The 26,358-nt window shown below is 63.9% G+C and carries 30 protein-coding genes, 1 tRNA gene and 1 other RNA gene; 14 read left to right on the forward strand and 18 right to left on the reverse strand.

What is annotated here, in order from left to right:
• The first annotated feature begins 186 nt into the window (after positions 1–186).
• The 8 genes from VNN77_00495 (at position 187) to VNN77_00530 (ending at position 6,749) form a co-directional block, all read left to right on the forward strand.
• Entirely contained in the window at positions 187–780 is a 594-nt protein-coding gene (locus VNN77_00495) for a hypothetical protein (protein HXG49870.1), read from the forward strand.
• Positions 781–993: 213 nt separating this feature from the next.
• Positions 994–1,344, forward strand: a complete 351-nt coding sequence (locus tag VNN77_00500; GenBank protein ID HXG49871.1) for a tyrosine-type recombinase/integrase — start codon at positions 994–996, stop codon at positions 1,342–1,344.
• Between the two features lie 687 nt (positions 1,345–2,031).
• A complete protein-coding gene (locus VNN77_00505) occupies positions 2,032–2,172 on the forward strand; it encodes a hypothetical protein (GenBank protein HXG49872.1) in 141 nt (46 codons plus the stop codon).
• Between the two features lie 127 nt (positions 2,173–2,299).
• Positions 2,300–2,938 carry a hypothetical protein gene (locus tag VNN77_00510; GenBank protein HXG49873.1) on the forward strand — a complete coding sequence of 213 codons (639 nt, stop codon included), beginning with the start codon at positions 2,300–2,302 and terminating at the stop codon, positions 2,936–2,938.
• On the forward strand, positions 2,854–3,255 hold the full coding sequence (locus tag VNN77_00515; protein ID HXG49874.1) for a hypothetical protein: 402 nt from the start codon (positions 2,854–2,856) through the stop codon (positions 3,253–3,255). The genes VNN77_00510 and VNN77_00515 overlap by 85 nt, the downstream gene beginning before the upstream one ends.
• Positions 3,256–3,363: 108 nt before the next feature.
• Positions 3,364–4,536 carry an amidohydrolase family protein gene (locus VNN77_00520; GenBank protein ID HXG49875.1) on the forward strand — a complete coding sequence of 391 codons (1,173 nt, stop codon included), beginning with the start codon at positions 3,364–3,366 and terminating at the stop codon, positions 4,534–4,536.
• Positions 4,533–5,657, forward strand: coding sequence for an amidohydrolase family protein (locus VNN77_00525; GenBank protein ID HXG49876.1), 1,125 nt, complete (start codon positions 4,533–4,535; stop codon positions 5,655–5,657). The genes VNN77_00520 and VNN77_00525 overlap by 4 nt, the downstream gene beginning before the upstream one ends.
• A 36-nt stretch (positions 5,658–5,693) precedes the next feature.
• On the forward strand, positions 5,694–6,749 hold the full coding sequence (locus tag VNN77_00530) for a hypothetical protein (GenBank protein ID HXG49877.1): 1,056 nt from the start codon (positions 5,694–5,696) through the stop codon (positions 6,747–6,749).
• Positions 6,750–6,911: 162 nt separating this feature from the next.
• Here the strand turns inward: VNN77_00530 and VNN77_00535 are convergent, their stop codons facing one another.
• The 3 genes from VNN77_00535 to VNN77_00545 form a co-directional block, all read right to left on the reverse strand.
• Positions 6,912–7,541 (reverse strand): thiamine pyrophosphate-dependent enzyme, encoded by a 630-nt coding sequence (locus tag VNN77_00535; protein HXG49878.1) that lies wholly within the window; start codon positions 7,539–7,541, stop codon positions 6,912–6,914.
• Complete coding sequence (locus VNN77_00540; protein HXG49879.1) at positions 7,535–8,032, reverse strand: thiamine pyrophosphate-binding protein; 498 nt, start codon at positions 8,030–8,032, stop codon at positions 7,535–7,537. Before VNN77_00540 ends, VNN77_00535 begins: the two co-directional genes overlap by 7 nt.
• Positions 8,033–8,147: 115 nt before the next feature.
• Positions 8,148–8,429, reverse strand: coding sequence for a hypothetical protein (locus tag VNN77_00545; GenBank protein ID HXG49880.1), 282 nt, complete (start codon positions 8,427–8,429; stop codon positions 8,148–8,150).
• A 344-nt stretch (positions 8,430–8,773) separates the two neighbouring features.
• Between VNN77_00545 and VNN77_00550 the strand changes: the two genes are divergently transcribed.
• The 6 genes from VNN77_00550 (at position 8,774) to bamE (ending at position 12,109) form a co-directional block, all read left to right on the forward strand.
• Positions 8,774–8,866: transfer RNA gene (locus tag VNN77_00550), tRNA-Ser, on the forward strand.
• A 109-nt stretch (positions 8,867–8,975) separates the two neighbouring features.
• An RNA gene (ffs, locus tag VNN77_00555) (signal recognition particle sRNA small type) lies at positions 8,976–9,074 on the forward strand.
• 96 nt (positions 9,075–9,170) lie between these two features.
• Positions 9,171–10,838, forward strand: coding sequence for a DNA polymerase III subunit gamma/tau (gene dnaX, locus VNN77_00560; GenBank protein ID HXG49881.1), 1,668 nt, complete (start codon positions 9,171–9,173; stop codon positions 10,836–10,838).
• 26 nt (positions 10,839–10,864) lie between these two features.
• Complete coding sequence (locus tag VNN77_00565; GenBank protein HXG49882.1) at positions 10,865–11,191, forward strand: YbaB/EbfC family nucleoid-associated protein; 327 nt, start codon at positions 10,865–10,867, stop codon at positions 11,189–11,191.
• Positions 11,188–11,808 carry a recombination mediator RecR gene (recR, locus tag VNN77_00570; protein HXG49883.1) on the forward strand — a complete coding sequence of 207 codons (621 nt, stop codon included), beginning with the start codon at positions 11,188–11,190 and terminating at the stop codon, positions 11,806–11,808. Before VNN77_00565 ends, recR begins: the two co-directional genes overlap by 4 nt.
• A 1-nt stretch (position 11,809) precedes the next feature.
• The gene (gene bamE / locus VNN77_00575) at positions 11,810–12,109 is read left to right on the forward strand and encodes an outer membrane protein assembly factor BamE (protein HXG49884.1); all 300 of its coding nucleotides are present in this window, start codon (positions 11,810–11,812) and stop codon (positions 12,107–12,109) included.
• Between the two features lie 24 nt (positions 12,110–12,133).
• On the opposite strand, the gene VNN77_00580 is transcribed toward bamE, so the two are convergent.
• From VNN77_00580 to VNN77_00650, 15 genes are all read right to left on the reverse strand, one after another.
• Positions 12,134–13,126, reverse strand: a complete 993-nt coding sequence (locus tag VNN77_00580; GenBank protein ID HXG49885.1) for an inorganic phosphate transporter — start codon at positions 13,124–13,126, stop codon at positions 12,134–12,136.
• Positions 13,127–13,139: 13 nt separating this feature from the next.
• Entirely contained in the window at positions 13,140–13,754 is a 615-nt protein-coding gene (locus tag VNN77_00585; protein HXG49886.1) for a DUF47 family protein, read from the reverse strand.
• A gap of 59 nt (positions 13,755–13,813) precedes the next feature.
• Positions 13,814–16,024, reverse strand: a complete 2,211-nt coding sequence (locus tag VNN77_00590; GenBank protein HXG49887.1) for an ATP-binding protein — start codon at positions 16,022–16,024, stop codon at positions 13,814–13,816.
• The gene (locus tag VNN77_00595; GenBank protein HXG49888.1) at positions 16,002–16,721 is read right to left on the reverse strand and encodes a response regulator transcription factor; all 720 of its coding nucleotides are present in this window, start codon (positions 16,719–16,721) and stop codon (positions 16,002–16,004) included. Before VNN77_00595 ends, VNN77_00590 begins: the two co-directional genes overlap by 23 nt.
• 8 nt (positions 16,722–16,729) lie before the next feature.
• Positions 16,730–17,416: a phosphate signaling complex protein PhoU gene (phoU, locus tag VNN77_00600; protein ID HXG49889.1), complete on the reverse strand. Its 687-nt coding sequence runs from the start codon at positions 17,414–17,416 to the stop codon at positions 16,730–16,732.
• Between the two features lie 13 nt (positions 17,417–17,429).
• Positions 17,430–18,275, reverse strand: coding sequence for a phosphate ABC transporter ATP-binding protein PstB (gene pstB, locus VNN77_00605; GenBank protein ID HXG49890.1), 846 nt, complete (start codon positions 18,273–18,275; stop codon positions 17,430–17,432).
• Positions 18,276–18,300: 25 nt separating this feature from the next.
• Positions 18,301–19,209 carry a phosphate ABC transporter permease PstA gene (gene pstA / locus VNN77_00610; GenBank protein ID HXG49891.1) on the reverse strand — a complete coding sequence of 303 codons (909 nt, stop codon included), beginning with the start codon at positions 19,207–19,209 and terminating at the stop codon, positions 18,301–18,303.
• A 2-nt stretch (positions 19,210–19,211) separates the two neighbouring features.
• Positions 19,212–20,102: a phosphate ABC transporter permease subunit PstC gene (gene pstC / locus VNN77_00615; protein ID HXG49892.1), complete on the reverse strand. Its 891-nt coding sequence runs from the start codon at positions 20,100–20,102 to the stop codon at positions 19,212–19,214.
• A 131-nt stretch (positions 20,103–20,233) separates the two neighbouring features.
• Positions 20,234–21,223 (reverse strand): PstS family phosphate ABC transporter substrate-binding protein, encoded by a 990-nt coding sequence (locus VNN77_00620; GenBank protein ID HXG49893.1) that lies wholly within the window; start codon positions 21,221–21,223, stop codon positions 20,234–20,236.
• Positions 21,224–21,647: 424 nt separating this feature from the next.
• Positions 21,648–22,082 (reverse strand): low molecular weight phosphatase family protein, encoded by a 435-nt coding sequence (locus VNN77_00625; GenBank protein ID HXG49894.1) that lies wholly within the window; start codon positions 22,080–22,082, stop codon positions 21,648–21,650.
• 186 nt (positions 22,083–22,268) lie between these two features.
• Positions 22,269–22,802: a phosphate-starvation-inducible PsiE family protein gene (locus VNN77_00630; protein HXG49895.1), complete on the reverse strand. Its 534-nt coding sequence runs from the start codon at positions 22,800–22,802 to the stop codon at positions 22,269–22,271.
• Between the two features lie 11 nt (positions 22,803–22,813).
• Entirely contained in the window at positions 22,814–23,350 is a 537-nt protein-coding gene (locus VNN77_00635; protein HXG49896.1) for a universal stress protein, read from the reverse strand.
• A gap of 24 nt (positions 23,351–23,374) precedes the next feature.
• Complete coding sequence (locus VNN77_00640; GenBank protein HXG49897.1) at positions 23,375–23,905, reverse strand: universal stress protein; 531 nt, start codon at positions 23,903–23,905, stop codon at positions 23,375–23,377.
• A gap of 94 nt (positions 23,906–23,999) precedes the next feature.
• Positions 24,000–24,530 carry a hypothetical protein gene (locus tag VNN77_00645; protein ID HXG49898.1) on the reverse strand — a complete coding sequence of 177 codons (531 nt, stop codon included), beginning with the start codon at positions 24,528–24,530 and terminating at the stop codon, positions 24,000–24,002.
• 230 nt (positions 24,531–24,760) lie between these two features.
• A complete protein-coding gene (locus tag VNN77_00650) occupies positions 24,761–26,323 on the reverse strand; it encodes an alkaline phosphatase PhoX (protein HXG49899.1) in 1,563 nt (520 codons plus the stop codon).
• Positions 26,324–26,358: the final 35 nt, after the last annotated feature.

Below are 26,358 nucleotides of genomic sequence, written 5' to 3' on the forward strand. Positions count from 1 at the left end.
GCCTCTCCCAAATCGGCAGGTATAACGGCAATACACGGACCAGTGTATGAACGGCGTAGAGCCATGGAAATTTCCTTGACAGGCCCATGAGGTTACAGGAAAATCTCCGCGGCCGACGATCACCGATGAACCGGAATATACAGAACAGTTGACTCAATAGTTAGCGAGCCTGTCAAAGTTGGTCCTATGGCAATATTCGCAGACACAAATGAACTGCTTCAGTTTGCTCGCACTTTTCTTCGCGAGCGAACCGACTCATTGCAGCGGGACGTTACTGTTTGCATACAGGGCGCGACGGCTGCGTTTCCGGCTTTGCTTTACTGCTTTTCGACCGTTGATCTGCTCGGAGCATTGCTCTCGGGTGACGCAAGTTCATCGAAAGGGATAACTGACCGCGCAAAGGCGTATGCACGGCGGTTCATGCACTATTCAGAAGACCAGTGCTCGCTCCTGTGGAGCATCTTTCGCCACAAGATCGTTCATCTTGCTCAGCCCAAAGCGGTCAGAAATTTCAAGGGCAAGAAGACAACATGGGGATATTGGCACGATGACGGACAACATCACTTACGAATCGTCCCAATAAGTCCTCCGATACATGAAGCCGTCACGTCCGGCCTGTCGCTCGATGCGGAACAGCGATTCGAGATCAGCATTCGGCATTTTGTGCTGGATATCGTTGACTCAGTGCATGCACCAGCGGGATACCTCCATGCTCTAGCGCTGAAGAAAGACCTTCGGGACAATTTCGCGAAGGCCGTAACCGGAATTTACGAGCCGTAGGCGGGTGGCTCGCTAACGCCTTAATGCAGCCGACCGGTCGCGAGCGGCCGGCGCCGGGAAAGCGGAGGTCGAATCTTTACCTTTGACCGAGAACGCCTCCGCGAGGTCAAACGGCCTCACGAGGAGGATTTGCGGCAAGGCCTGGGTAGGTGGGGCTGCCCTGGCCCTGGAGCGCAAGTATCCCAACGGGGGAAAGAATGGGGGTGGCAGTGGGTGTTTCCGGCATCAGCGCATTGCACCGACCGGCAGAACGGAGAGAAGCGCCGCCATCACCTCCACGAGTCGGTGCTTCAGAAGGCCGTCAAAGAAGCCAGGCGCAAGGCCGGTATCGCGAAGCCAGCCGGCCCGCATACGTTGAGGCATTCCTTCGCGACCCATCTCTTAGGAGACGGCTACGACATCAGGACCGTCCAAGAGCTGCTTGGCCACAAGGACGTGAGCACCACAATGATCTACACCCGTGTCTTAAACCGGGGTGGCAAGGGCGTCCGCAGCCCGGTGGACAGCCTGGGCGGCCTCTCCCAAATCGGCAGGTATAACGGCAATACACGGACCAGTGTATGAACGGCGTAGAGCCATGGAGATTTCCTTGACAAGCCCCTGAGGTTACAGGAAGATCTCCGCGGCCGACGATCCCCGATGAACCGGAATATACGGAACAGTTGACTCAATAGTTAGAGATCATTGGGGAACGCGTGAGCACACTCACCCAACTATTTGACGAACGCATACTCGGGATCTTTAGCGCAGCGGCTGGCGTCGCGGCCTACGCCTTTGCCGCGCAGCAAGTTCTTCGAAGAACACGAGAGCGTCGTCTTGCTAGGCAAGCTGACCTGCACAAGGCCATATCGAAAGGTCTACTTTCCGGCGCCCTCGAAAGCGTCGAGGACTTTGTAAACATCTACAAAGGGGTACACATGACGCAAAAGGGGTCGAATCTTTACCTTTGACCTGCAACACCTGGGGGAGGTCAGACGGCTTCACGAGGAGAATTTGCGGCGTTGGGGCTACGGTTATGGGGTCGAAACTTTTGTTGATGGCTGACGCTGCGGATGGTCCATGTTCGTTTGCGATGGCTGCACTGGCGGCGAGAACCGAAGCGATGGCTTTTCGCCCTGCAACATCGAGATTTCGCGTGCAAAGAATCCGTGCACGCGAACCAGACATGGATCGGCAATCAAAGGACCGAAAAACACAGGCACATCACCTTTAGCTTTCAACAGAATTGTGTTGTCCTAACCGAAGGATTCAATGAAAGCGAAGCGAGGGAAAGACAACGCGGCCGGGAAAGTGGGCATGTATTTGATGAAAAGGTTCTGCGATCTGGCCCACGCGGGTAAAGGGACCAGTTTTGGCCTGGGGCGCTACCGGATCGTTTCGCCGTCGCAGTGAGCTCGATCCTGGCCTCCGGAGAACCGAGAGGCCTTCGCTATCGCTTGAAATTTCCGCCCGACCCTGCCTAGATTCCGGGGTGTTCAGCGGCGCCGCTGTCGGAGCGCCGAAGCCGGGGAGGGTTCTCGTGGCGCAACCGAAGCTGCGGTTCTATTTCCGGGAGCCTGCCGTCGACACCAATCGGCCGCTCACGGAGGGGACCGTACGGGTCGAGGGGTTCGACTTCGAGATCGTCGGCAGCGAAGAGGAAGCGGACGCATGGGACTGCGGCTTCGCGGCCCGTATCGTGGCTCATGCGAAAGGGGCGCCGCATCTTTCGATTCCCGCTTTTCCCAACCGCAAGTTCCGCCTCTCCTACATTTTCGTCAACTCCGGGAGCGGCATCGGATCGCCGCGCGACCTTGCCGGCAGGCGTGTCGGCATCATGCAGTGGGACAACACCGCGGGCGTATGGGCCCGGGGCGCGCTCCAGCATTACTACGGCGTGGACCTGGCGTCGGTCCGCTGGATGGCGCTGCGCGTGAAGGAGGGAGTCGCGGCGCCCGGGATGCGGATCGAGAAGCTGTCCGCTCCCACGGACGCCGATCCCGACGAGATCCTGAACGATTGTTGGTCGGCGGGACGCTCGATGCGGTCATCGGCCCCAACGTTTTGCCCTCGATTTCGCGCCGGGATCCCCGGGTGCGGCGGCTGTTCCAGGACTACAAACGGGAAGAGCAGGAATACTTCAGGAGGACGGGAATCTTTCCCATCAGCCACGTGGTGACGCTCAGGCGCGATTTCGTCGATGCCCACCCGGATGCGCCGGTTGCGCTGCTGGAGGCCTTCCGCCGGGCGCGGGACGCGGCTTTCGACCGCCTGGAGGGGTCGGATCCTCAGGTCCTCGTCATCTCGTGGGCGGCCGCCGCGGTGGAGGAGCAGCGGGCCCTCATGGGAGAGCACTACTGGCCTTACAACGTGGAGGACAACCGGCACGTTCTGGACGCGATCACGCAATACGCGCACGAGCAGGGATTGTCGCCGGCCAGGATCGATTACGAGGATCTGTTCGATCGAGATGCGGCGACGCTCCCGGGACGGTAGCATGGCGCCCGGCATTCTCGGCGTCTGCGGCGAGCCGTTGAGAGCCGGGCGGCATCCATCGACCGGGAAAGCTGCGAACGCCGTCCGGCGGAACGGCGAGGAGGAGGGATGGAGCTCAGATACGGGCTGATCAGCGCGGACTCTCACGCGGCGTTCGACCGGGACACCTACACGAGCCGGATGTCGGCGCGCAAATGGGGCGACCGCATCCCGCGGGTCGTCGAGGTCCGGGAGAATGGCGCCGTCGCCGACCGATGGTCGGTTTACGGCAAGGTCTCCGACGGAGACGTGTGCAACTGTCCCGCGCTCATGGGCGAGCCGTTCCCGACCTTTCCGAAGCGGTGGGAGGAAGTGCCGCGGACGGCTTTCGACCCGCGCGAACGGCTGAAGGCGCTGGATCGGGACGGGGTCGACGCGGAGGTGCTTTTTCCCAATCCTCCCGGCGGCACGTTCTTCGAGTTCGGCGACCGCGACTTCGAGCTCGACGTCGTGCGAGCGTACAACGACGCGCTCGGGGACTGGGCGCAGGCGAGCGACCGCTATCTGCCGCTCGCCATCATTCCTTATCTGAGCGAGCCCGGCACGATCGCGCGCGAGGTCGAGCGGGCCGCCGCGCTGGGTCATCGCGGCATCAACTGCCTCGGGGAAATGCCGAGGCCCCTGCCTCACCTCACGGATCGTCACTGGGATCCGGTCTGGGACGTGTGCGAGCAGCTCGGTCTGCCGGTGCACGTCCACGGCTCGGCGGGTCTCCGCGCGGGTGCGTCGGTGCGCAAATGGAGCGGATACACGCCGCGGCAGGCCCACTCGGCGATGACCGCCACCTCGGCGGTCACTCCGGCGCAGGTCATCCCGCATCTCATCTTCTCCGGCCTCACGGAGCGTTTTCCGCGCCTGAAGTTCGTGTTCGCGGAGGCGGGCATCGGCGGCCTCAACTACGTGATCGCGGCTTGCGATCACGAATGGGAGACGCGCCGGCTGTGGACCGAAGGGCTGCGCGCTCGACCGAGCGAGACCGTGCGCCGGCAGATGTACGTGAACTTCTGGTTCGAGGCGGAAGGCATCAAGCTGCGCCACGACATCGGCATCGATAACATCATGTGGGAGTCGGATTTTCCGCACGTGGCTTCTTATTATCCGCGCTCGTGGGACGAGATCGAACGAGTGCTCGGGAACGTTCCCCCGGAGGACCGAAGAAAGCTGCTCTACGAGAACGCGCTGCGCCTTTACCGGGTCCGGGCGGAGATCCGGGAAGGGAGCGCTCGGAGCGAGGCGCCATGAACCTGCGGTACGGATGCATCAGCGCCGACGATCACGTGCAGGAGCCGCCCGATCTGTGGACACGGCGCCTGCCGAAGAGCCGCTGGGGAGAGAGGATTCCCCGACTCGAGCGCACCTCCGACGGCGCGGAGCGCTGGGTTCTCGACGGAAAGGTGCTGCTCGGCGGGGCGGCCGCCAGGGCGGGGGCGTTCACGCCGGACCGGCGCGACCCGCGCCGCTGGGAGGAAGTGCCCCCTGAGGCTTACGACCCGGCGGCGCGGCTGAGAGCCATGGACGAGGCGGGCGTGGATTGCTCGGTCCTCTATCCCTCGGTCGCGGGTCTGGCGGGCGAGGCATTCGGCCGGCTCGAGGATCCGGAGCTGGAGATCGCCTGCGTCCGGGCCTACAACGACTGGCTGATCGAGAGCTGGGGCGCGGCGAGCGAACGCTTCGTCCCGCAGTGCATCGTCCCCATCTGGCCGGTCGAGGAGACCGTCCAGGAGATTCGGCGCGCGGTCGCCATGGGCCATCGGGGCGTGGTTTTTCCCTCGCTGCCGATGCACCTCCGCAGGGTGCCGCACGTGAGCGGTCCGGAGTACGACCCGCTGTGGTCGGCGTGCGAAGAGCTCGACGTTCCGGTCTGCCTGCACGCGGGAGCGTCGGCGGAGCTGCAATACGGGCCGGCGCCGGGGCTCCGGCCGGTGCTCGCCGAAGCGCTCGACGCGGTGACGCGACCGGTGTCCAGCGTGTTCGTGCTATCCCTCTACTCGTTCTCGCGCATCCTGCTTCGCCACCCGCAGCTCCGGCTCGTGTTCGCTGAAAGCGCGTTGAGCTGGGCCATGCTCTACATGGAATGGGCGGATCACCAGTTCGAGCACGACGGACTTGCGCGCGAGGGCTACGATCTCAAACCTTCGGAGATGTTTCACCGGCAGTGCTTCCTGACGTCGTGGTTCGACCCGATCGCACCGTTCGTTTCTTACGTGGGAGCCGATCACATTCTGTGGTGCGGCAACCTTCCGTCGGCGACCTCCACCTGGCCGCGGACCCGCGAGACGCGGGAGCGCTGCCTGCGCGAGGTGTCGGCGGACGACCGGGAAAAGATATCGTGGCGAAACGCAGCGCGGCTCTACCGCCTGTGAGAGACCGCGGCCGGTCGCGCCGCGGGAGGAGGAGCCATGAGACTCCCGAAAGCGGGCCTCGCCTTTCCACTCTCCGCCTTCCTGTTCTTCCTGTGCGCTCCGTCCGGCCGGGCTCAGGCGCCGTTCTACCAGGGCAAGACCATCACCATCATCCGGGGCGGCGCACCCGGAGGCGTCGGGGAGATGCGCACCAGAGCCGTGGCGAACTTCTTGAAGAAGCACGTTCCCGGGAACCCCACGATCCTGATCGAGTTCATGCCCGGGGCGGGAGGCCGCAAGGCCGCCAATCACATCTATCGCGGCGCCCGGCCTGACGGCCTGACGATCGGAAGCATGCCGGGCGGGATGGTGTCGTCGGCGATCCTGGGCGAGCCGGGCGTCCAGTACGATCTCGACAAATTCATCTACCTCGGCTCGCCGAACAGCGCCTCCCATTACGTCTTTTTTACGGGCAAAAAGGTCGGGCTCGGCAGCCTTGCCAGGCTCAGGGAATTTTCGGGCCTCAGGATCGGCGCCCAGACGGTGGGTCATCCCGTCTACTACACCGGTCGGCTTTTCGCCTATCTCCTCGACCTGAAAGAGCCGAAGTTCATCACCGGCTACTCGTCCCCCGAGCTCGACGCCGCCATGTTGCGCGGGGAGCTGGACGCGCAGACCGGAGTGGCCAGCAGCGTGGTGAGGCAGAATCCCGAGTTCCTGGAGAAAGGGCTCGTGGACTTCCATGCCATTCTGGAGATTCCAAAAGGGGACAAGCACCCGCGTTTTTCCGGGCTCCCCGAGCTGGAAAGCTTCGCGCGATCGGAAAAAGACCGAAAACTGCTGGCGCTGCACCGCACTTTCCGGCTGGCGGGGTCCCCGTTCGCCTTGCCGCCGGGCACGCCGCCGGAGCGGGCGGAAATCCTGCGGGAAGCGATGCGGAAGATCTTTACCGATCCGGAGTTTCTCGCGGAATACCGGAAACTGACGGGGGAGGAGGCTTCGCCGCTGCTGCCCGACGCGCACCAGAAGGCGATTCGGGAGCTTCCCCGGGACACGGAGGTCGTCGATTTCTACAAGATGCTCGGGGGCACTCAGCCGCTCCCGCCCCGCTGATCGGTTCGAGAGCGGAGCTGGACACGGCGGCGGCGAGCAACGAGCTGGCTGCGAACAGCGAATTGCAGAAGCTCCGTTTGCGGTCGCTCCATCGGAGCGCCCGGCAGCGCTAGCGATTTAAAGTTCCGGACGGTTCGAACGGGAGCGGAGGGATTCTCGCCGTCAGCCGAAGTTTCCCAGACCTCCCCCGAGGATCTGCACTCCCGCGGTCCTCTCAATATAGCTGGCGAACTGATATTTGTTCTGGCGCGGATCGGGAATCCGCCGGGTCTTCGGCGGCCGGTCGGTGTCGAGCGGCTCGATGCGGGCGTCGATGAAGTGCGGGCCGGGGCGAAACAGCGCGAGCTGCAGTTTTTCCCGGAACTGCGGTGCCTCGTCGACGGTCCAGCAGCTGGCGATGCCGCATTCGCGGGCGACCCCCGCAAGGCTCATCTTGCCCGCGGTTGCAGTGGGCATGCCGGGCTCGGTCTTGTGGCTTCCGAGGTAGTTGCGGTTGTTCATGACGATCACGATCAGGTTCCCGGGGCTCTCGTTGGCGATCGTCCCCAGAACGCCGAGGTTCAGCGTGAGATTGCCGTCGGCGTCGAGGGCGATCACTTTGCGGTTCGGCAACGCCAGAGCGAGGCCCAGAGCGGCGGGCGTGCACATCCCCATGGTGACGTGGAACAGGTTGGCCTCGCGCTCGGCGATCTGTCCCCAGAAACCGCTGTTGTTGCCGATGCTCGCGACGACGATCACGTCGTCGGCGATCATCGACGCCAGCTCCCGCAGCAGCGCGAAGCGAGTTACCATAACGCCTCCTCCGTCAGCAGCACGGCTGCGCAGCGCAGCCAGGCGCGCGCGCTTTCGTGGCAGTCCTTCAAAGCCCGTTTGACATCGGCCGATCGAGTGACGATCCGGTAAGGAATGTCCATGGCCCGCAGGGCCGGCTCGGTGGTTTTCTGATAGAGGCCCATCCACCTCGGGTCGCCCAGGTCGCCGCGATACGGAATGACGATCAACAGCGGCACCTCGTGCAGCAGGTTGATCCGCGCCAGGTGGTAAGTCGCTACGAGGAGCCCCGAGGTGGCCACGACCAGCGCCGGTTTCAGGCCGCCGAACCAGGCTCCCATGGCGATGCCCGCGGCTTCGGCCTCGTTCGCCGCGCCGACGTAGCGAAGCTCGCGGTCGGCGGCGATCATCCGGTAGACGTCGATGAACTGGGCATCGGGAACTCCGGCGGCAAAGTTGACGCCGGCTTCCTTGAGCCCGGTTACGACCAGGTTGGCCTTTTCCGGTTTCATCGGTTCCCTCCCGGGAGAAGCTGGCCGGATTCTAGGCCGAAGCGGGCCTCCCTGCCAAGGGCGCGCCAAGGCGGGTTCCGCTCGAGAGGCGGTGCGTGGGCGAAAGGGTAGGGGTTCAGCGGGGTCGCCTGGTTTCCAGCGACCAGGCGCCGCGATCGTCGAACACGGCTTCCTTGTAGAGGGTCTCGTAAAAAACTTCGATCATCTTCCCGTCGCCTCGAGCGCGGGCGACCTTGAGGGAGCTCCAGATCTCGCTCCACGGAATCAGCTTCATCCCCGGGAAGTTCGCCTTCGCACGGGTCGCTTCCACGGCGGTCAACGGCCGGACGGAGTCGTCTTCGCGGCCAGCGGAGCGATCTTTCGCGGCGCGGGTTTTCGCTTGGGTGGGTCGTTTCATCGTCATCTCCCGGCGCAGGCGAAATTCTTCGCCGGTCTCTTGGAGCAACACGGGTGCCACCGGCAAAAAGCGTGTCTTTGCGCCGTCTTTGCGAGGCTTCGGCAAACGAACCTCCGGCCGTTCTGTCCGCATCGTTTACAGCTGCGCCCGGCCGCCGGCCGGTCCGGGCGACAAAAGCGCGCCGCAAGCGGGGATTTAGCGTCGATCGAGCCCGGAAACGCGAGCGTAAAGATAGTTGACGGCCGTCGCCGAGTTGTAGAAAAGCCGGCGACCCTGTGGTAGCTTTGTAGCCGCGCGCGCGGCAATCGGCGTGCGATCAGGTCGGCAGCGGGCGGCGGCTGTCCGGAGAGGTGACCGAGCGGTCGAAGGTGCACGACTGGAAATCGTGTGTACTCCTAATAAGGGTACCGGGGGTTCGAATCCCCCCCTCTCCGCCACCTTACGCTCGTCGAACGGGCGTCAGGTCATTCTTGATTCCTGCCGGTGATCGGCGTAGTGTTTGGGTTGCCGACGACGCGCGCCGCGTTGTGGATACCGATTGCTGATAGTTAGGTCCTGTGCAAGGTGGCGCCGTGAACCCCGCCAGGTCCGGAAGGAAGCAACGGTAACGGATGTTCCCCTGTGCCATAGGGAAACCTGGCTGTCAGCAATGAGTATCCACGGCGAGGGCCGATGGGGCGCGCGTCACTCCACACCGCAATAATCCCCGGGGGCGAGGCCGTTCAGCGGCGAGCTTAGTCAGTGTCCTACGTCGTTCTGGCGCGAAAATGGCGCCCTCAGTCGTTCGAGGATATCGTCGGGCAGGAGCCCATCATCCGGACGTTGCAGAACGCGATACGGATGAACCGGCTGGCCCACGCCTACCTGTTCGCGGGCGTTCGCGGTGTCGGCAAAACCACCGCGGCTCGGGTTCTGGCCAAGGCGTTGAACTGCGAGCGCGGCCCGACGCCGTCCCCGTGTAACGACTGCACCCCGTGCCGCGAGATCGCCGGCGGCTCGGCGATCGACGTGCTGGAGATCGACGGCGCTTCGAACCGCGGCATCGACGAAGTCCGGCAGATCATCGAGAACGCCCGATACCAACCTGCCCGGTGCCGGTTCAAGATCTACATCATCGACGAAGTCCATCAGGTTACGAAAGAAGCGTTCAACGCCCTGTTGAAGACGCTCGAGGAGCCGCCGCCGTCGGTCAAGTTCATTCTCGCAACGACCGAGCCGCATCGGCTGCCGGAGACGATTCTGTCCCGCTGCCAGCGCTACAACTTCCGCCGCATCTCGTTGAGGGAGATCGTGGGCCGTCTGCGCGAGATCGCCGCCAGCGAGCGGCTCGAGATCACCGACGGTGCGCTGGCCTTGCTGGCTCGCGAGGCGGACGGGAGCATGAGGGACGCGCAGTCGCTGCTGGAGCAGGTCCTGGCGTTCGCGGAGACGGGAGGACGGGAGGAAAAACGTCCGCCCGTGGACGAACGAACGCTCCAGGAGGTCCTCGGCCTGGCGGAGCGGTCGGCGCTCTACGAGATCTCCGAGGCCGTCCTCCGGGGCGACGCGAAACGCTGTCTCGAGATGGTGGCGAAAGCCGTCGCCCTCGGCCGGGATCTCAACCGCCTGTCGAAGGAGCTGGTCGAGCACTTTCGTAACCTGCTGGTGGTCCGACTGGCTGGCGGGGCGGCTTCGGCGGCCGGCGACGGCGCACCCGACGACGGGCAATTGATCGATCTCCCGGACCACGAGATCGCGGCGCTCGCTTCTCAGGCCCAAAGCCTTTCCGCGGACGCCCTTCTCGACTATTTCGAGGTGATCGCGGCGGCGGACGAGGAGCTGAGCCGCTCCGCCAACGCCCGATTTGCGCTCGAGGCGGCGCTGGTGCGGATGGCGACGCTCCCGCAGACGCTGCCGGTCTCGGAGCTCATCGAACGGCTGGAGCAGCTGGAGACGCGGCTTGCGGCGGCTTCCCCGGGAGGATCTCCGCCTGGGGCGGAAGCCCCGGCGAAGCCGCTTCCGGGGGCAACCTCTTCATCGACATCGATCCCCAAGGCGACGCCGGCCTTGCAAAACGAGCGGCTGTGGCAGGAGTTCGTGGCGTTTGTCGGCAGGGAAAAGAAGCTCCTGGCCTCGCATCTGGCTTTCGGCAACGCGCTGGAGATCGCGCCGGGAACGGTCACGATCGGGGTCGCCGAACGGCATCACCTCAGCTATCTCCAGGACCGGGAAAATCTCTCTCTGCTCGAAAAATTCGCCAGCAGGTTCTTCGCCGCGGATACCGTGATCCGCCTCACGCACACGGCGACCGAAGGCGGTTCCCGCCCGCCGTCTGCGGCGTTGCCCGTGGAAGACGGAACAAGCCCGTTTGTCAAGGAGGCCCTGCGGATCTTCCACGGCGAGGTCAAGACGGTCCGGCGGGAGAACTGAGCGCTGCCCGAGAGCGAGGAGGAGATATGGCGCAAGGCATGCCCGGAATGGGCAACCTGCTCAAGCAGGCGCAGGAGATGCAGGCGCGGATCGCAAAAGTCCAGGAAGAGCTGGCCCACAAGACGGTGGAGGGCTCGGCGGGTGGCGGGATGGTGCGGGTAACGGTGAACGGCCAGCTCACGGTCTCGGCGGTCAAGATCGATCCCGCGGCGCTCAATCCCGAGGACCGGGAAATGCTCGAGGATCTCGTTCTGGCGGCGATCAACGACGGGATGCGCAAGGCGCGGGAAATGGCCTCGGCCGAAATGAGCAAGATCACCGGAGGATTCAAGATTCCAGGACTGTCGCTATGAGCAGCTACCCCGCTCCGCTCGAACGGTTGATTCAGGAGCTTTCCAAGCTTCCCGGCATCGGGGAGAAGTCGGCGGCGCGCCTCGCTTTTCACATGCTCCGGGGACGCAAGGAAGATGTTTTCAGCCTGGCCGACAGCATCGCCCGCCTGCGCAAGGAGATGGGGCTGTGCCGGTGCTGCTTCGGCTTCAGCGAGGCCGACCCTGCAACCGGAGAGGCAGCGCTCTGCGCGATCTGCCGCAGCGATCGGCGCGAGCGGGACAAGATCTGCGTGGTCGAGGATCCGGCCGACCTGATCGCGGTCGAGCGGTCGCAGGAGTTCCGCGGCCTCTACCACGTGCTGCACGGCACCATCTCGCCTCTCGACGGAGTGGGGCCGGAAGCCCTCCGGATCAAGGAGCTGCTGGAGCGGTTGAAGAGCGAGCCGGTCCGGGAGGTGATCGTGGCCACCAATCCCACGATGGACGGAGAGGCGACGGCCCTCTACCTGTCGAAGGTAATCAAGCCGTTGGGAATCGCGGTCACACGGATCGCGCGGGGGTTGCCGATGGGCGGCGACCTCGAATATACGGATGCCGTGACCCTGAGCAAGGCCCTGGAGGGGCGGCGGGAGATTTGAGGTGAGGACGAAATCCTTCTGGAGATCGGCGGCGGTTTGCCTGCTGCTTTCGGGTTGTCTCTACGTCGGGCGCGATTTCCCGACCACGCCGGTCAAGAGCATCGAGAACAACGTCACGACCCAGCGCGAGATCTTCGCCCACTTCGGCGAGCCACTGCGGAAGGGGCTGGAAAACGGCTACGAAACCTGGACCTACTCCTATCAGTATTACGAGTTGGGCCAGCTCCGGGATTCCAAGGAGCTGCACATCGTCTTCAACAAGGATCAGACCGTCCGGAGCTATTCCTTCACCTCGCGCTGATTCCCGGCGCCCGTGCCGCCGCGTCTACTGCAACCACAGGAACGCCTTCGCTGACAGCCAGCCGATCGCGCCGCAGACGGGGAACGTCAGGATCCAGGCGGCTGCTATCTCCAGGGTTACCCCCCAGCGGACCGCCGAGAAGCGACGGGTCGCTCCTACCCCGATGATGCTGGTGTTGATCGTGTGAGTCGTGCTCAGCGGGATGCCGAGGCGCGTCGCCACCTCGATCGTGAGCGCCGCTCCGGTCTCGGCGGCAAATCCGTGCACCGGCTCCAGCCTGGTCAGCCTGAGCCCCATCGTGCGGACGATACGCCAGCCGCCGACCGCGGTTCCGATCGCCATGGTGGCGGCGCAGACGAGAATCACCCAGGTAGGCGTCGTAAATTCCGGAACGATTCCACCGAGAAGCAAGGCCAAGCTGAAGACGCCGATGAACTTCTGGCCGTCGTTGGAGCCGTGGCTGAAGGCCATGAATGCGGCCGAAAGGATTTGCAGCCGGCCGAAAACCAGGCGCACCGATCCCGGGCGGCTGCCGGCGAAGAAGCGGTAGAGCGCCCCCATGATCAGGAGCCCGCCCAGGAAGCCGAGAAAGGTCGAGAAGACGAGCCCGATCAGCACCTTGCTCCAGCCGCTCCACAGCAGGGCGGAAGGGCCTGCGGTGGCCAGCCCGGCGCCGGTCAGACCGGCGATCAGGGCATGGCTTTCGCTCGTCGGCAGACCGTAGTACCAGGCGAGGGTGCTCCAACAGATAATGCCCACCATGGCGGCCCCGACGGTCGTGAGATTGATGACTTCCGGCTTGACGATGTCCTTTCCGATGGTCGCGGCCACCGCCGTCCCCGAGATCGCGCCCAGGGCGTTGAAGAACGTCGCCATCGCCAGGGCCTGGTAGGGCGAGAGCACGCGGGTCGAGACCACGGTAGCGATCGCGTTGGGAGCGTCGGTCCACCCGTTCACGAATTCGGCGGCCAGGATCAGCAGGATCACCGGCAGGATGGCGAAAAGCGATTCGGTCATGCAGCGAGGCGGGTCAGGCGTTCTTCAGCCCGATGCTTTCCAGGATGTTGGCGACGTCCTCGCAGCGGTCCGTGGCGGATTCCAGGATGTCGAAGATGTCCTGCCACTTGATGACCTCGAGCGGCGGCCGATCGTGGTCGAAGAGGGCTTCGATCGCCTTGCGGTAGATCTCGTCGGCGGCGTTTTCGAGGCGGTTGATCTCGATGCAGTAGTCGTCGATGTCCTCGAGCCTGGGCATGTGAGAGATGGCTTTGACGAGCTGCTCGGTGCTGCTGACCACGATTTCCGAGAGCTCCAGGGCCTCGGGGGCGATCTTCTGGATCTTGTACAGAACCACCCGGGAAGCGGCCGCCTCGATGGCGTCCGTCACGTTGTCCAGCGCGGTGGCCAGAGCATGGATGTCCTCGCTGTCGATGGGAGTGATGAACGTCTGGTTGAGCGTGCGGATCGTCCGGTGGGTGAGGCGGTCGCCCTCGTGCTCGATCTCCTTGATCTTTTTCCACGACTCCTGGAAATTCTGCCCTTCGTCGAACATCTGCTTGAGCGCCCGCGCTCCGGTAAGGGTGTTTTGCGCCGCTTCCTTGAAAAGATCGAAGAACTTGTCCTGATTGGGAATGAACTTGAACATCGCTGCCGCCGGGCTCGCTTGGCGAGTAACGTAACAGCCGTGCAATCGGCTTGTCAAGGTTAGCGGGACGGAACGCAGCCGAAGAGCTCCTCGACGCGGGCGCGGATCTCGTCGCGCACCTTCCGGAAAGCGGCGAGAACGGTTTCCTCGTCGCCCTGGACGGCCACCGGATCTGGAAGCGGCCAGTGCATCCGGGGAGCGGTGCCCGCGGGCACCGGGCACTCCTCGTCGCTCTCGCCGCAAAGGGTCACCACGAGATCGATCTCGCTAACCGGCACGGCTTCCAGCGACTTGGAGCTCTGGCCGCTGATGTCGACCCCGGCCTCGTTCATGACCCGCACGGTGAGCGGATGGATGCCCTTGGGACGGGTCCCGGCGCTGTAGATCCTGGTCCCGTCCGCGGCGCAACGCCGGGCGAAGCCCTCCGCCATCTGGCTGCGACAGGAATTCCCGGTGCAGAGGAACAACACGTTGCCGCGGTTGCGCTGGGTCGCGGCCGGCAGGTCGACCCGGACGGTGGTTCCCTTGCGCACCGCGCTTTCGATCCGCAGGCGGCCGTCGAGCGCCTGGACGATGTGCTTGACGATCGCCAGGCCGAGACCTGTGCCGCCCAGCTCGCGAGAGCGGGCCTTGTCCACCCGGTAGAATCTCTCGGTGATTCGCGGCAGGTCCTGTTCCGGGATGCCGCAACCGGTATCGGCGACGGCGATCTCGATTCGATCCTCGCCGCGGGCGCGGGCGGCGGAGACGACGATCTCGCCGCCCGCGTCGGTGTACTTGATCGCGTTGTCGATCAGGTTGATGAGCACCTGCTCCAGGCGATCGAGGTCGCCGAGCACCGGCGGCAGATCGGGCTCGAGACGGTGCTCGAGGCCGACGTTCTTCTTCGACGCCCGATCGGCGAAGACCTCCAGCGCGCGCTGGATGAGCTGGGCGACATCGATCGGCCGCCGCGCGATCCGCATCTTTCCGGATTCGAGATCGGCGAGTATCAACAGCTCCTCGGTAAGCCGGCTCAGGCGTTCGGAATGGCGGTCGACGATGCCGAGAAACGTCCGGGCGACCTCGGGATCGGCGGGAGGCGATCGCAGGAGCGTCTCGACGTAGCCGCGGATCGCGGTCAGCGGGGTGCGCAGCTCATGCGAGACGTTGGCGACGAAATCCGAACGCACGGCCTCGAGCCGCTTGAGCTCGGTGATGTCGTGAAAGACGAGGATCGAGCCCAGCACCGCCCCCCGGCCGTTGAGCAGGCCGGTGGCGTTCACCCGCACCCAGCAGCCGTCCTTCAGCTCCAGCTCGCGCGAGTAGAGGCCGCGCTCGAAATCGAACCCGAGGGCGCCGCGGACGATCGCGAGGAGCTCGGGACGGCGCGAGAGCTCGAGAACCGAGGTGCCGGCGAGGTCGCGCCCGGTCTCGGCGTGCAGCATGCGCGCGGCCGGCTCGTTGATGAGCAGGATATTTCCATTGCGGTCCAGAACCAGGACTCCCTCCACCATGCAGCGGAGAATGGAGGCGATCTTTTCCTTCTCGGCCACGAGCTGCTCGAAGTGGTCGCGGATGCTGGCGCTCATTTCGCTGAGGTGCTGCTCGAGGACGTCGATCTCGTCGTTGCGCCCGCGGGAGAAGAAGTTCTGCGGAAACGATCCCCTGGCCAGCTCGAGCGAGAAATCGACCAGACGCTTGATCCGTCGGCCGAGGAGCCGGGAAAAGCCGAGGGCGAGAAGCAGGCCCAGACCGGAGACCGCGAGCAGGCCGAGCAGCAGGGTGCGCCGGACCGAGGCGATCACGCTTTCGACGTCGCTCAGGGGCATGGCGATGCGGATGATGCGCGCCTGCGCTCCGGAGCCGTCGCGCACGGCCTGGTAGAGCATCTGGTAGCGGACCGTGGTGCTGTAGCGCGTCGCGGCACCGGCTCCCGAGCGCAGCGCTTCGATCACCTCGGGCCGGAAGGCATGGTTCTCCATCGTTTGCGACGGCTCGTCCGAGTCGCCGAGCACGCGGCCGTCCGGGGCGATGACAGTGACGCGCGCCCGGAGCTCCCGCCCCAGCCGGCGGGCCTCCGCATCGAGCGAGCCCGGGTCCGGCCGCGGCGGCAGGACGCGCGCCAGCACGCGTCCCTCCTGCTCCATTCGCAGGCTCAAATGGGAAACGTAGAATCGGCGCAGCAGCGGCGCCGAGTACAGGTAGAATCCCGCGAACAGCAGCAGCGTGACGACGAAATACGAGAAGAAGAACTTGAAAGCGAGGCTATTGTTCCAGCGCCTTCTCATCGAACTTGTAACCGACGCCTCGCAAGGTGACGATCCATTTCGGCCGGCGGTCGTCCTTTTCGATCGCTTTTCGAAGGCGTCGGATGTGAACGTCGACGGTGCGCGGCGTCACGTATGTTTCCGCTCCCCAGACCCTATCGAGGAGCTGGTCCCGGCTCAAGACTCGGTTCGGGTTCTGGACGAAAAAACGAAGCAGCTCGAACTCCTTCAACGTGAGCCGGACCGGCTTCCCGCCGACGAACACCTCGTAGGTGGCGAAGTCGATTCGCAGCGCGCCGTTTTCGTAGGCCTGCTCCGGGGTTCCGGCCGGCGCGGGCTCGGCCCGGCGCAGGATGGCGCGGACGCGCGCGACCATCTCGCGCGGGCTGAAGGGTTTGGGCAGGTAATCGTCGGCGCCCATCTCCAACCCGACGACCCGGTCCGCCTCGCCCCCCTTTGCGGTGAGCATCAGAATCGGGAGCCTCGCGGTTTTGGGCCGGTCGCGCAGGATCCTGCAGAGCTCCAGGCCCGATAGCCCCGGCAGCATCAGATCGAGAATGACGAGCCGGGGCTTCTCCCGCTGCAGGATGCGCAGCGCCTGCTCTCCGTCTTCGGCCTCCAGGACCTCGAACCGCTCCTGGGCGAGATTGTACCGGACCAGCTTTCGAATGTCGGGTTCGTCTTCGACGACCAGGATCTTTTTCCCCGAACCGGTCATGGCGGGATTCAGACCGACGGCGGCAGCTCCTTCAGGTGCCGGATGCTCTTGCCCTTGACCATGAAGATCACCATTTCGGCGATGTTCGTGGCGTGGTCGGCGATCCGCTCCAGGTAGCGGGAGATCGAGCTGACCTTCATCGCCCGGTTGATGGTGAGCGGATCCGCGATCATGAAGCTGATGACCTCGCGAAAGATCTGGCTGTTGAGCTGGTCGACCTCTTCGTCCTCCTTGCAGACCTTGAGCGCGAGGTCCGTGTCTTCGCGCACGAACGCGTCGAGGCTTTCGCGGATCATGCGCTCGCTGATCTGCGCCATCCGCGGGATGTCGATGTACGGCTTGAGCTGCGGCTCCTGGTTGAGCTCGAGCGCGCGCTCGCAGATGTTGACCGCCATGTCGCCGATCCGTTCGAGATCGGTGGTGATCTTGAGGCCCGTGGTGATGAAGCGGAGGTCCCTGGCGGCGGGCTGATGGAGCGCGAGCAGCCGGATGCAAAGCTCGTCGATCTCGACGTCGAGGCGGTTGACCTCGTGGTCCCTCTCGATGATCGCCTCGGCCAGGGCCGAGTCGCGCTCCACCAGGGATTTCACCGCTTTGTGGATCTGCTCCTCGACCAGCCCGCCCATGGTGAGAATGTTCTCGCGAAGCTTCTTGAGGTCCTCCTCGTACTTCTTGTCCGTGTGCTCGGCACGCATGGGCTCCTCCCTGTCAGCCGAACCGACCCGTGATGTAGTCCTCGGTCTGCCGCTTCTCCGGGTTGGTGAAGAGCTTTGCCGTGTCGCCGAATTCTACCAACTCCCCGAGGTAGAAGAAAGCCGTATAGTCGGAGACTCGGGCGGCCTGCTGCATGTTGTGGGTCACGATCACGATCGTGAAAGTCTCCTTCAGCTCGTGGATCAGCTCCTCGATTTTCGCGGTCGATATCGGGTCCAGGGCGGAGCAGGGCTCGTCCATGAGGAGAACTTCGGGCTCCACGGCGAGAGCGCGGGCGATGCAGAGGCGCTGCTGCTGGCCGCCGGAGAGCTCGGAAGCGCTCTTGTGCAGATTGTCCTTGACCTCGTCCCACAGGGCGGCTCGCCTCAGATTTTTCTCCACGACCCCGTCGAGGGTGCTCCGGTCGTTGATCCCCGCGATGCGCAACCCGTAGACGACGTTCTCGTAGATACTCTTCGGAAAAGGATTCCATTTTTGAAAGATCATTCCGACACGCCGCCGCAAGCGGATCACGTCGGTCGAAGGAGCGTAGATGTCGATTCCGCCGAGCCGGACCGTTCCCGTGATCCGGACGTCGGCGATGAGGTCGTTCATGCGGTTCAGGCAGCGCAGAAGGGTGGTCTTCCCGCAGCCCGAGGGACCGATGAAGGCGGTCGCTTTTTTTTCGACGATCTCCACGCTGACGGATTTGAGCGCCTGCGTCGTTCCGTAGAACACGTCGAGATCGCTCACCTGGATGAGCGGGTTCGGCCTCTTCGCCGGCGCTGCTGCCGACCTTTCGCTCGGAGCTGCGGCTCCGGACACGGGGACCTTCGGCTTCGCCAAGCCGGACAAATTCATTACGGCATCCTCGCAGCCCGGGCCGTCACCACTTGATCCGCTTGCGGAAGCGATGGCGCAGATAGATCGCGAAGGCGTTCATGGCCAGGGTCATCGCCATCAAGACAAGGCCGGCCGCGGCGGCGTTCACGTGGAACTCGTGCTGCGGGCGCGACATCCAGTTGAACATCTGGATCGGCATGACGGTGAAAGGCGACATGAGCCAGTCGAACGAGACGAACGGAAATTCCGCTTTGAGCGGCGGTTCCGGCAGGAAAGCGATGAACGTCAGGGCCCCGATCGTGATCAACGGGGCCGTCTCGCCGATCGCACGGGACAGAGCGATGATCACGCCGGTGAGAATGCCGCCCGTCGAGTAAGGAAGAACGTGGTCCCGAATCGTTTGCCACCGGGTTGCTCCCAGGGCGTACGCGGCTTCGCGGATAGTCGCGGGGACCGCCCGGACCGCTTCGCGCGTGGCCACGATGACGATGGGCAGGATCAACAGCGCGAGCGTGAGGCCGGCCGTCAAGATGCTGTGGCCGAGGTTGAGCTGATAGACGAACAGACCGAGCGCCATCAGCCCGTACACGATGGAAGGAACCCCGGCGAGGTTGGCGATGTTGATCTCGATCAGCGCGCTGAGCCAGTTCTTGGGCGCGTATTCTTCGAGATAAACGCCCGCGGCGACACCGACGGGAACCGCGGTAACGGCCGTCACCAGCATGACCAGAGTGGTCCCGACCCAGGCGGAAAGGATCCCGGCTTCGGAAGGAAAGCGCGACGGGAAGGAGGTGAAGAACTTCAGCGACAGGCGGCCTGCGCCGTCGACCGCGAGATCCACGACCAGCGCGGCCAGGGTGATCATGCCGACGAACGTCGCGAGCAGCCCGACGATCGCGAAGAGAGCGTCGAGGGCTTTTCTCCGGGCGATGTTTTTCTCGATGTTTCTCATTCCTAATATTTTTCCCTGAAGCGTTTCCGCAGCAGGTAGCCTGCGATGTTGAAGGCCAGCGTCATCACCATCAGGGTGAGCCCGGCGGCGAAGATGCTCTGGTAGGCGACGGTGCCGTGAGGCAGGTCGCCCAGGCTCACCTGAACGATATAGGCGGTGATCGTTGCCGCGCCTTGCGTCGGGTTCAGCGTCAGGCTGGGCTGGGTGCCCGCCGCGACGGCAACGATCATGGTCTCTCCGACCGCGCGGGAAAAGCCGAGAACGTAAGCCGAGGCGATTCCCGAGAAGGCCGAGGGAACGACCACCCGCACGGCGGTCTGCAGGCGGGTCGCTCCCATCGCATACGAGCCTTCCCGGATGTGGGCCGGTACGGCTTTCATGGCGTCTTCGCTGAGCGAGCTGACGTAGGGAACGATCATGATGCCGATCACGATGCCGGCACTCAGCATGTTGAAGCCCGGCAAGTCGGGTAGCACCCGCTGCAGCAGGGGAGTGACGAAAAGCAGGGCGAAGTAGCCGAAGACCACCGTCGGTACCGCGCTGAGGAGCTCCAGGACCGGCTTGAGGATTTCCCGCGCCTTTACGTGAGCGTACTCGCTCAGGTAGATGGCGATGACGGTTCCAAGGGGCAGGGCCACCAGCAGGGCGATTGCGGAAGTCACGGCGGTGCCGGCGACCAGAGGCAGGATACCGTAGTGAGGATCGGCGAACAACACGGTCCACTGGGTGTCGGTGAGGAAATCGACCAGCGAGACATGCCGGAAGAACCGTTCGGACTCGTAGAGGAGGACGCCGACGATGCCGACGGTGATGGCGACCGACGACAAGGCGGCGAGGAACAGGAAAAGCTCGATGATCCGCTCGCGGATTCGCCGCCCCTTCAGTCGCGACATGGCCGCTGCACCGACCGGTCTCCGGGCCGCGACGCGCGCGACTTCAGGAGTGTCGCCCATTGCGTTTCCTTCCCGATGGCGGTGCGGGGAGAGGAAGCCCCTCTCTCCCCGCGGTTTTCGGGTCCGAAAATCTAAAGCTTCGGCTCACGTTTGAGCAGGTCGTCGATCGTGACGCCGACATCGGCGTGCCCGGCGAAAGCCGTACCGGTCTTTCGCTTCTGGAGCCGGGCAAGGCCCATCGAATAGACCCGGTCGGGCAGGGGCACGTATTTGACCTGCTTGACGAGATTCGGGGCGTTCTTCATGTAGAACTCCACGAAGTCGCGAACCTCCTTCCTGTCGGCGGCCTTCTTGCTGACGTAGATGTAGATCGGCCGTGACAGCGGCTGGTAAGTGCCGTCGAGCACGGTCTTTTCGGAAGGAGCGACCGGCCCCCTGCCGTTGTCGATCGAGACTGCCTTGAGCTTGTCCTTGTTTTCCGCGTAGTAGGCGTATCCGAAGAATCCCAGGGCGTTGCGGTCGTTCGCAATACCCTGGACCAGGACGTTATCGTCCTCGCTCGCGGTGAAATCGCCGCGGCTCGATTTGGCCTTGCCGACGATGGCTTCGGTGAAATAATCGAAGGTCCCGGAGTCGGCGCCGGCCCCGAACAGCTTGAGCGGGGCATTGGGCCAGCCGGCCCGCACCTGACTCCAGCTCGTGATCTTTCCCTGGGCCGCCGGTTCCCAGATCTTCCTGAGCTCGGGGACCGTCATCGAAGTAACCCAATTATTCTTCGGGTTCACCATTACGGTCAAAGCATCGAAAGCGACCGGAAGCTCGATATACTCGATCCCGGCCCTCTTGCAGGCGTCCATCTCCGGTTTGAGGATCGGCCTGGAGGCGTTACTGATGTCGGTTTCGCCGCGACAGAATTTTTTGAAGCCGCCGCCGGTGCCGGCGATGCCCACCGTTACCCTTACGGTCCCCCTCCTCGCCTTCTGGAATTCCTCGGCGGCCGCCTCCGTGACCGGGAAGACCGTGCTCGAGCCGTCGATCTGGATGAGCTGCGCCCTGGCCGATGAAGCCGAAAGCCCGAGCAGAACCGCAAAAAGCAATAGAAAGGAGCGCGTCCTCACCATCATGTTTTCCTCCTTATTACATATCCTTTGTTAAGGGAGTGTTACGGTTCACTTAAGCCGTCATGAATTCCGGCATGGGCTGCGGCAGCGTAATCTCATTTTTTCCCGATTTCCTGATCGTCGCCTGCGTTATAAGGTAGGAACGCTCGATGACGTCCGAGTGAAGAGTCGGCTAAGAAAAAATGAAATTCCGCGGCCACGGCTCGATACTGCCCTCCGGGGCGCTCGGAAGATTCCCCCGCGCGCCAAACCGAACATGATCGCAGGCTTTTGTTGGGAATTGATGTCGGCCGAACCCTTGACGAGTTCGTAAGAGAGCGGTTATCCGGCCGCTTTGGTCGAAGCGCCAGCTTCACGTTCCCATATCCGCGCTCTTCACGCCTCGGCCCATTTTCGATGGATGTCCGCCTAGCCAGCGAACTGTTTAGTGGCGGCGTGGGCAGCGCCAGTAGTCGAGAAAGAGCGCGGCGACCTTCCTGTCGATTTCATCTCTCAGCAGGCGGTAGACGGCCTGCATCGCGGACTCGCCGCCGCTTGCTCTTTCAGGGTTGGGAATCGGCCAGTGGCAAAGTCGCGCGCGAGAGGAAAGCCCTGGCAGCGTGGCCGGCTTTTCACCGAGGCTGATGGCGAGGTCGATTTCGGCGAGAGGCACGGCCTCGGCTCCTCGGGGACCGCGATCAGGGATCTCGAGACCTACCTCGCGCATGACTTTCGCGGCGTGCGCAGGTACGGGTCGCGGCGCCGGGCTCGTGCTGTAGACTCGGACCTGCGGCGGCGCAAGCCGTCGGGCGATTGCCTCGGCCATGCGGCTGGCGGTGTCGGCGGGCGAAATAAAGAGGATATTTCGTCGGCGGTTCATAACGCGCTCCCACGGGTCCACGGGCACTCGATTTCTGGATGAAGGGGGAAGAGAGCTCGACTCCGAAAGACGCCTCGATGGGCTCCGTGAGCGCAGACTGAAGCCCGCGGATGACGGCGCGATAAAACGAGCGTGAAGATCTGGTTAAATTAACGTCTCGCGAAAGGGCAGGGTCCCGCGACATGTTCACTGGACGGAAAGCGCGTGCTCGGGGATCTTGGTTTCGGAATCGTCTTCCGGCGAGCGCGTTCGACCGTCGCGGGGCTCTCTCAACTGCTCCACCAGCCGCCGTTCCATCGGCGAATAAACGATGGCGAGGGTACGCAGCAAGCCTAGAACCAGGGCAAGGGCGGCCAGGGCGATGAGTTGCCACGGCGAACTCTGGTGCTGGTAAAGGCCGACCATGATCTCCCGCAGCAGGAAGACGAGCGTCGCGTCGACGATGAATGTGAGCTTGAGACGATGCTCGCGGAAATATTCTACCAGGCTCTTGAAAAGCTCGAGGATGATGAAAAAACTCAGCAGGTTCGTGACCGTCAAACCGAAAGCCGCCTTGAGGTCGTTTTCGAGCATGACGGTCCAGGACTCCCAGAGCAGCCGGACGAGTCCGGTGGCTAGGACCGCCAGAACGAACAGGATCAAGGCCTTGAACAGGAGATCCACCGCTTCGCTGAAGAAGCGGACCGCCTCGAATCTCTTCCAGAAGGTTCTCACCGGCACGGTACGCTCGTTCACGCTCGGGAACCCTGCAAGACTGCGGCGAGCGCAGGCGTGGGAGAGCCCGCTCCGGGCTCGATGACCTGCGCCGGCCGGACCGTGAGGACCGGGCAGGGGGCGGCGCGGCTCACCGCCTCGGAGACGCTCCGGGAAAAAAGACGCTGCAGCGGGGGGCGGTCGCGCCTTCCCATGACGATCAGATCCGCCTCCTCGCGGCAGGCTGTCGCGAGGATCTCTGCCGGCACTTTTCCCAACCCCGCCACGGCCCTCCAGGAGAGATCGCCGAACTGCCGGGCGAAGTGGAGTTCCACGAACCGGCGGATTCCCGCCTCGGCCTCCCGAAGCAGGCGACAGACCGCGAGGGCGCGGAGGCGTTGTTCGATGACGGCGGTTCCGGCGTCGCAGGGAACCAGCAGCTCGTGGAAGGGAAAGCGGGTCACGTGAAAGAGCAGCAGTTCGGCGCCGGTCGTCGCCGCCAGTAAGGCGGCGCAGGCGATGCCCGCTCGAGAATGTGCGGAAAAATCGGTCGGGCAGAGAATTTTACGCTTCATTACATCCTCCCGTGGTCATGGGTGTCAGGCTCCAGTGCGCTCGAAGGCGAAGGCCGGAAGCGTGGTCGGGATGGCCCTCCCACGAGGATGCGGCCCGATTTTGGGCGATACCGCCAGAACCGGGCAGGGCGCCTCCCGCGCGACCCGATCCGTGACGCTTCTCAGCAGAAAACGAGTGAATGCCCCGTGGGGTCGCGGTGCCATCACGATCAGGTCGACCGCTTCCCTGCGGGCTGTCTCCACGATCTTCTCGGGGGCCTTCCCGAGAACCACGCGCGTCGCGACGGCGGCCACGCGGCCCATTTCGTCCCGGTGCTTCTCGAGGAAGCGGTTGAGGTCGAGAGCGGCTTCAGCGGCGACCCTGTCGGCGGTCCACGCCGGTCGGCAAGATGGCAAAAGCTCATCGTCCATCATCTCCCAGCTTCGAAGCTCGTCGGCGACATAAAGGATCAGCAGCGCGGAACCCGTTTCCGCCGCGAGCGATAGAGCGTAGGTGAGTCCTTCGCGTGATCTTTCCGTGAGATCGGTCGGAGCCAGTATCCTTTTCGTTTGCATGAGAACATTCCTCCTCTCGAAGGAAAAGCTAACGTCGTCCAGTTAGGATCGGGTGAAGCTCCGGCGAATTTCTCGTTGAAGACCCCGCAATCCGTTACGGGGCCGAAAAGTCCGGCAGCGGCGTGCTCTCCGCGATCGGTATCAGCAGATCGAATTTTCGCACGGTGCGGGTAGGATCGATGCCGAAGACCATCTTCACCGCCGGTTCCGTGCTGGACCTGAAGATCCCGAGCACCGCCTCTGAGTGCTCGGTCACCAGCCATTCCTCGCAGCGGTAACCCATCTCTTCGAAACGTTTCTCGATCAGCTTCTCGACGATTTGCAGTCCTCGGCCCGAGACCCGAAGCTGGATCCAGTGGTCGGGACGGATTCCGGTTATATCCTCGAGGTCGGTCAGGCTCGAGCGTCGGTACGCGGCGACTCGCACCGGAACGTCGCACCGGTTCGTGAGAAAGACGTCGCAAAGAAACGCTTTCACGAATTGGCGCACGCATGGATCCCTCCACGGAACGGCCGGAAGGTCGGCCGGTATCGTAACGAAAACCGGCGGCCCGAGCCCGGCGTGGCCCCGGGAGAAATTTGCAATGACGTTCTCGATCAGCTCCGCTAGGTCTATCCGGTCCATGAGATCCTCCAATGTCTGTGTCTTCGCCGCTTGCTGTTCTCGAAGCCCCGAGCCCGATGCGACGCGGGCTTCCGGCGCGACCCGGTCGAGCACGGAAGGGCTCAGCGCTGGGGTTCATCGTATGCTGCGCGGATGAAGCGAGAATAAAGCCGGGATGAAATCGGGATGAAGCTCTCCGAAACCGAGAAGGGGCCGGAGATCTCTCCGGCCCCTTCTCGACGGCGAGATCGTTATCTGGACGCCTCCGCCACGGCCGGGGCGGAGGATCCTCCCAGGCGAATCTCCAGGATTCGGGAGATCGGAGCCGGGCCGAAGTCGTCCTGCCGGTCGCTTCCCTGCCAGTTCAGGAGAAGCGTTTTTTCGTCGAGAAAAAGGAAGCCTGTGGGTTCACCGGTGTCGGCGCCGAGCCCGAGATTGGCGTCAGCCATGTCGAGCAGGCGCTCAAAGTGGTCCGCGACCCCATCGCCGTTCTTGTCCGCCGTAGCGATCCACAGGCTATCGTTCGGGTTGCCGCCGTCTTGGGAAATGTAGACGCGTCCTTCGTTGTCCAGGCCGAGGTTGTCCGGGTTGCCGAATACGGGAGCGAGAATGCGGAGCTGCGCGTTCACCGTGTCGGCATCGACGAAGACCGACCAGTCGCCGGTGTCGGGGTTGAGGCGGATGACGTGACCGGCGCGGTTGCGGGCGCCGTTGAAGGAAATCGGGTTGCCCCCGGCGTCGACCGTGTTGCCCGCAGCGTCGACCAGGCAGCGGCCCGCGTCGACGACGCACGATTTCTCTGTCACGGCTATGTAGAGGTTGCCCGTGTTGTCGTCGAACTCGAAATCCTCCGGGCGTTCCCAGAGGCTGATCGGGCTCAGGTTCGTGTCCGCCCAGCAGCGGATCACGTCCGGGTTGTCGGCGGCCACCACGTCGGCGGGGATCGGTAGCCACCGCCTGGCGAGAAAGTCGAAAGCCGCGAGAGTGCCGCCGTTCGCCTGAAGGTCGCCGAATTTTTCGGGCTTGCGCCCGGGAATGAATCGATAGACGGCGCCGCCCCGGCGCGGAGTTCCGTCGGCGCAGGTGAAGCTCTCGACGCGGGGAACGGCGCTCCAAGCTCCGCCGCCGCGCTGCTCGTCGCCCAGAAAGATGGCGTAGTTCGCCGGCAGCCGCTGGATGGCGATGCCTTCGTGCGAGAAGGAGCCCATGGCCTTGATCCTGGAAAGCGCGCCGGGCCGCAGAGGATCGACCTCAAGGATATGGCCGGCGCGCGCAGGGGTGTTGAAGGTCGCGCTTGGTGCCTGGCTCCACTCCTCGCCGCTCAGCACCGTGCCCCACGGAGTCGCCTTGACGGGATCGGTTCCGGAGGTGTGTTTGTTCTCGTCGTAACGCTCATCGACCGCGGTGTTCTTCGGGGCAATCAAGAAGGAGAACTCGCCGGTCTTCAGATTCCACGCCGAGATCGCCCCCAGCCCGAGGCCACGGTTGACGCCGTCGTAATCGTCGGGGGACGCCAGAGGAAAACCCGGGATGTCGCCTTGCTGGCCTTGCGTGCCGGAGGGGAAGATCTCGTGCGCCATCACGACGATCCTCTCGCCCTTCACCTTGACCAGATCCATCATGTCGAGGGTGACGTAAAGACGGCTTGCCGGGTCGGGATCGGAGGGGTTGACCACCTTCAACACTCGGGTCGCGGAAACGGTGGGCACCCGCGGGCTTGCGCCCGCGGCCAGCGCCCCTCCAGGCTGCATCCAGAGGGCGACGCCGAACAACGTCAAGCCCCCGATCATCGTCTCGAAGCGCATCCGTTGCATAACCCATCCTCCTTCGGAAGAAATTTTGCCGCAGG

Source organism: Candidatus Zixiibacteriota bacterium (assembly GCA_035574315.1).
GTDB lineage: Bacteria > Desulfobacterota > Binatia > UBA9968 > UBA9968 > DATLYW01.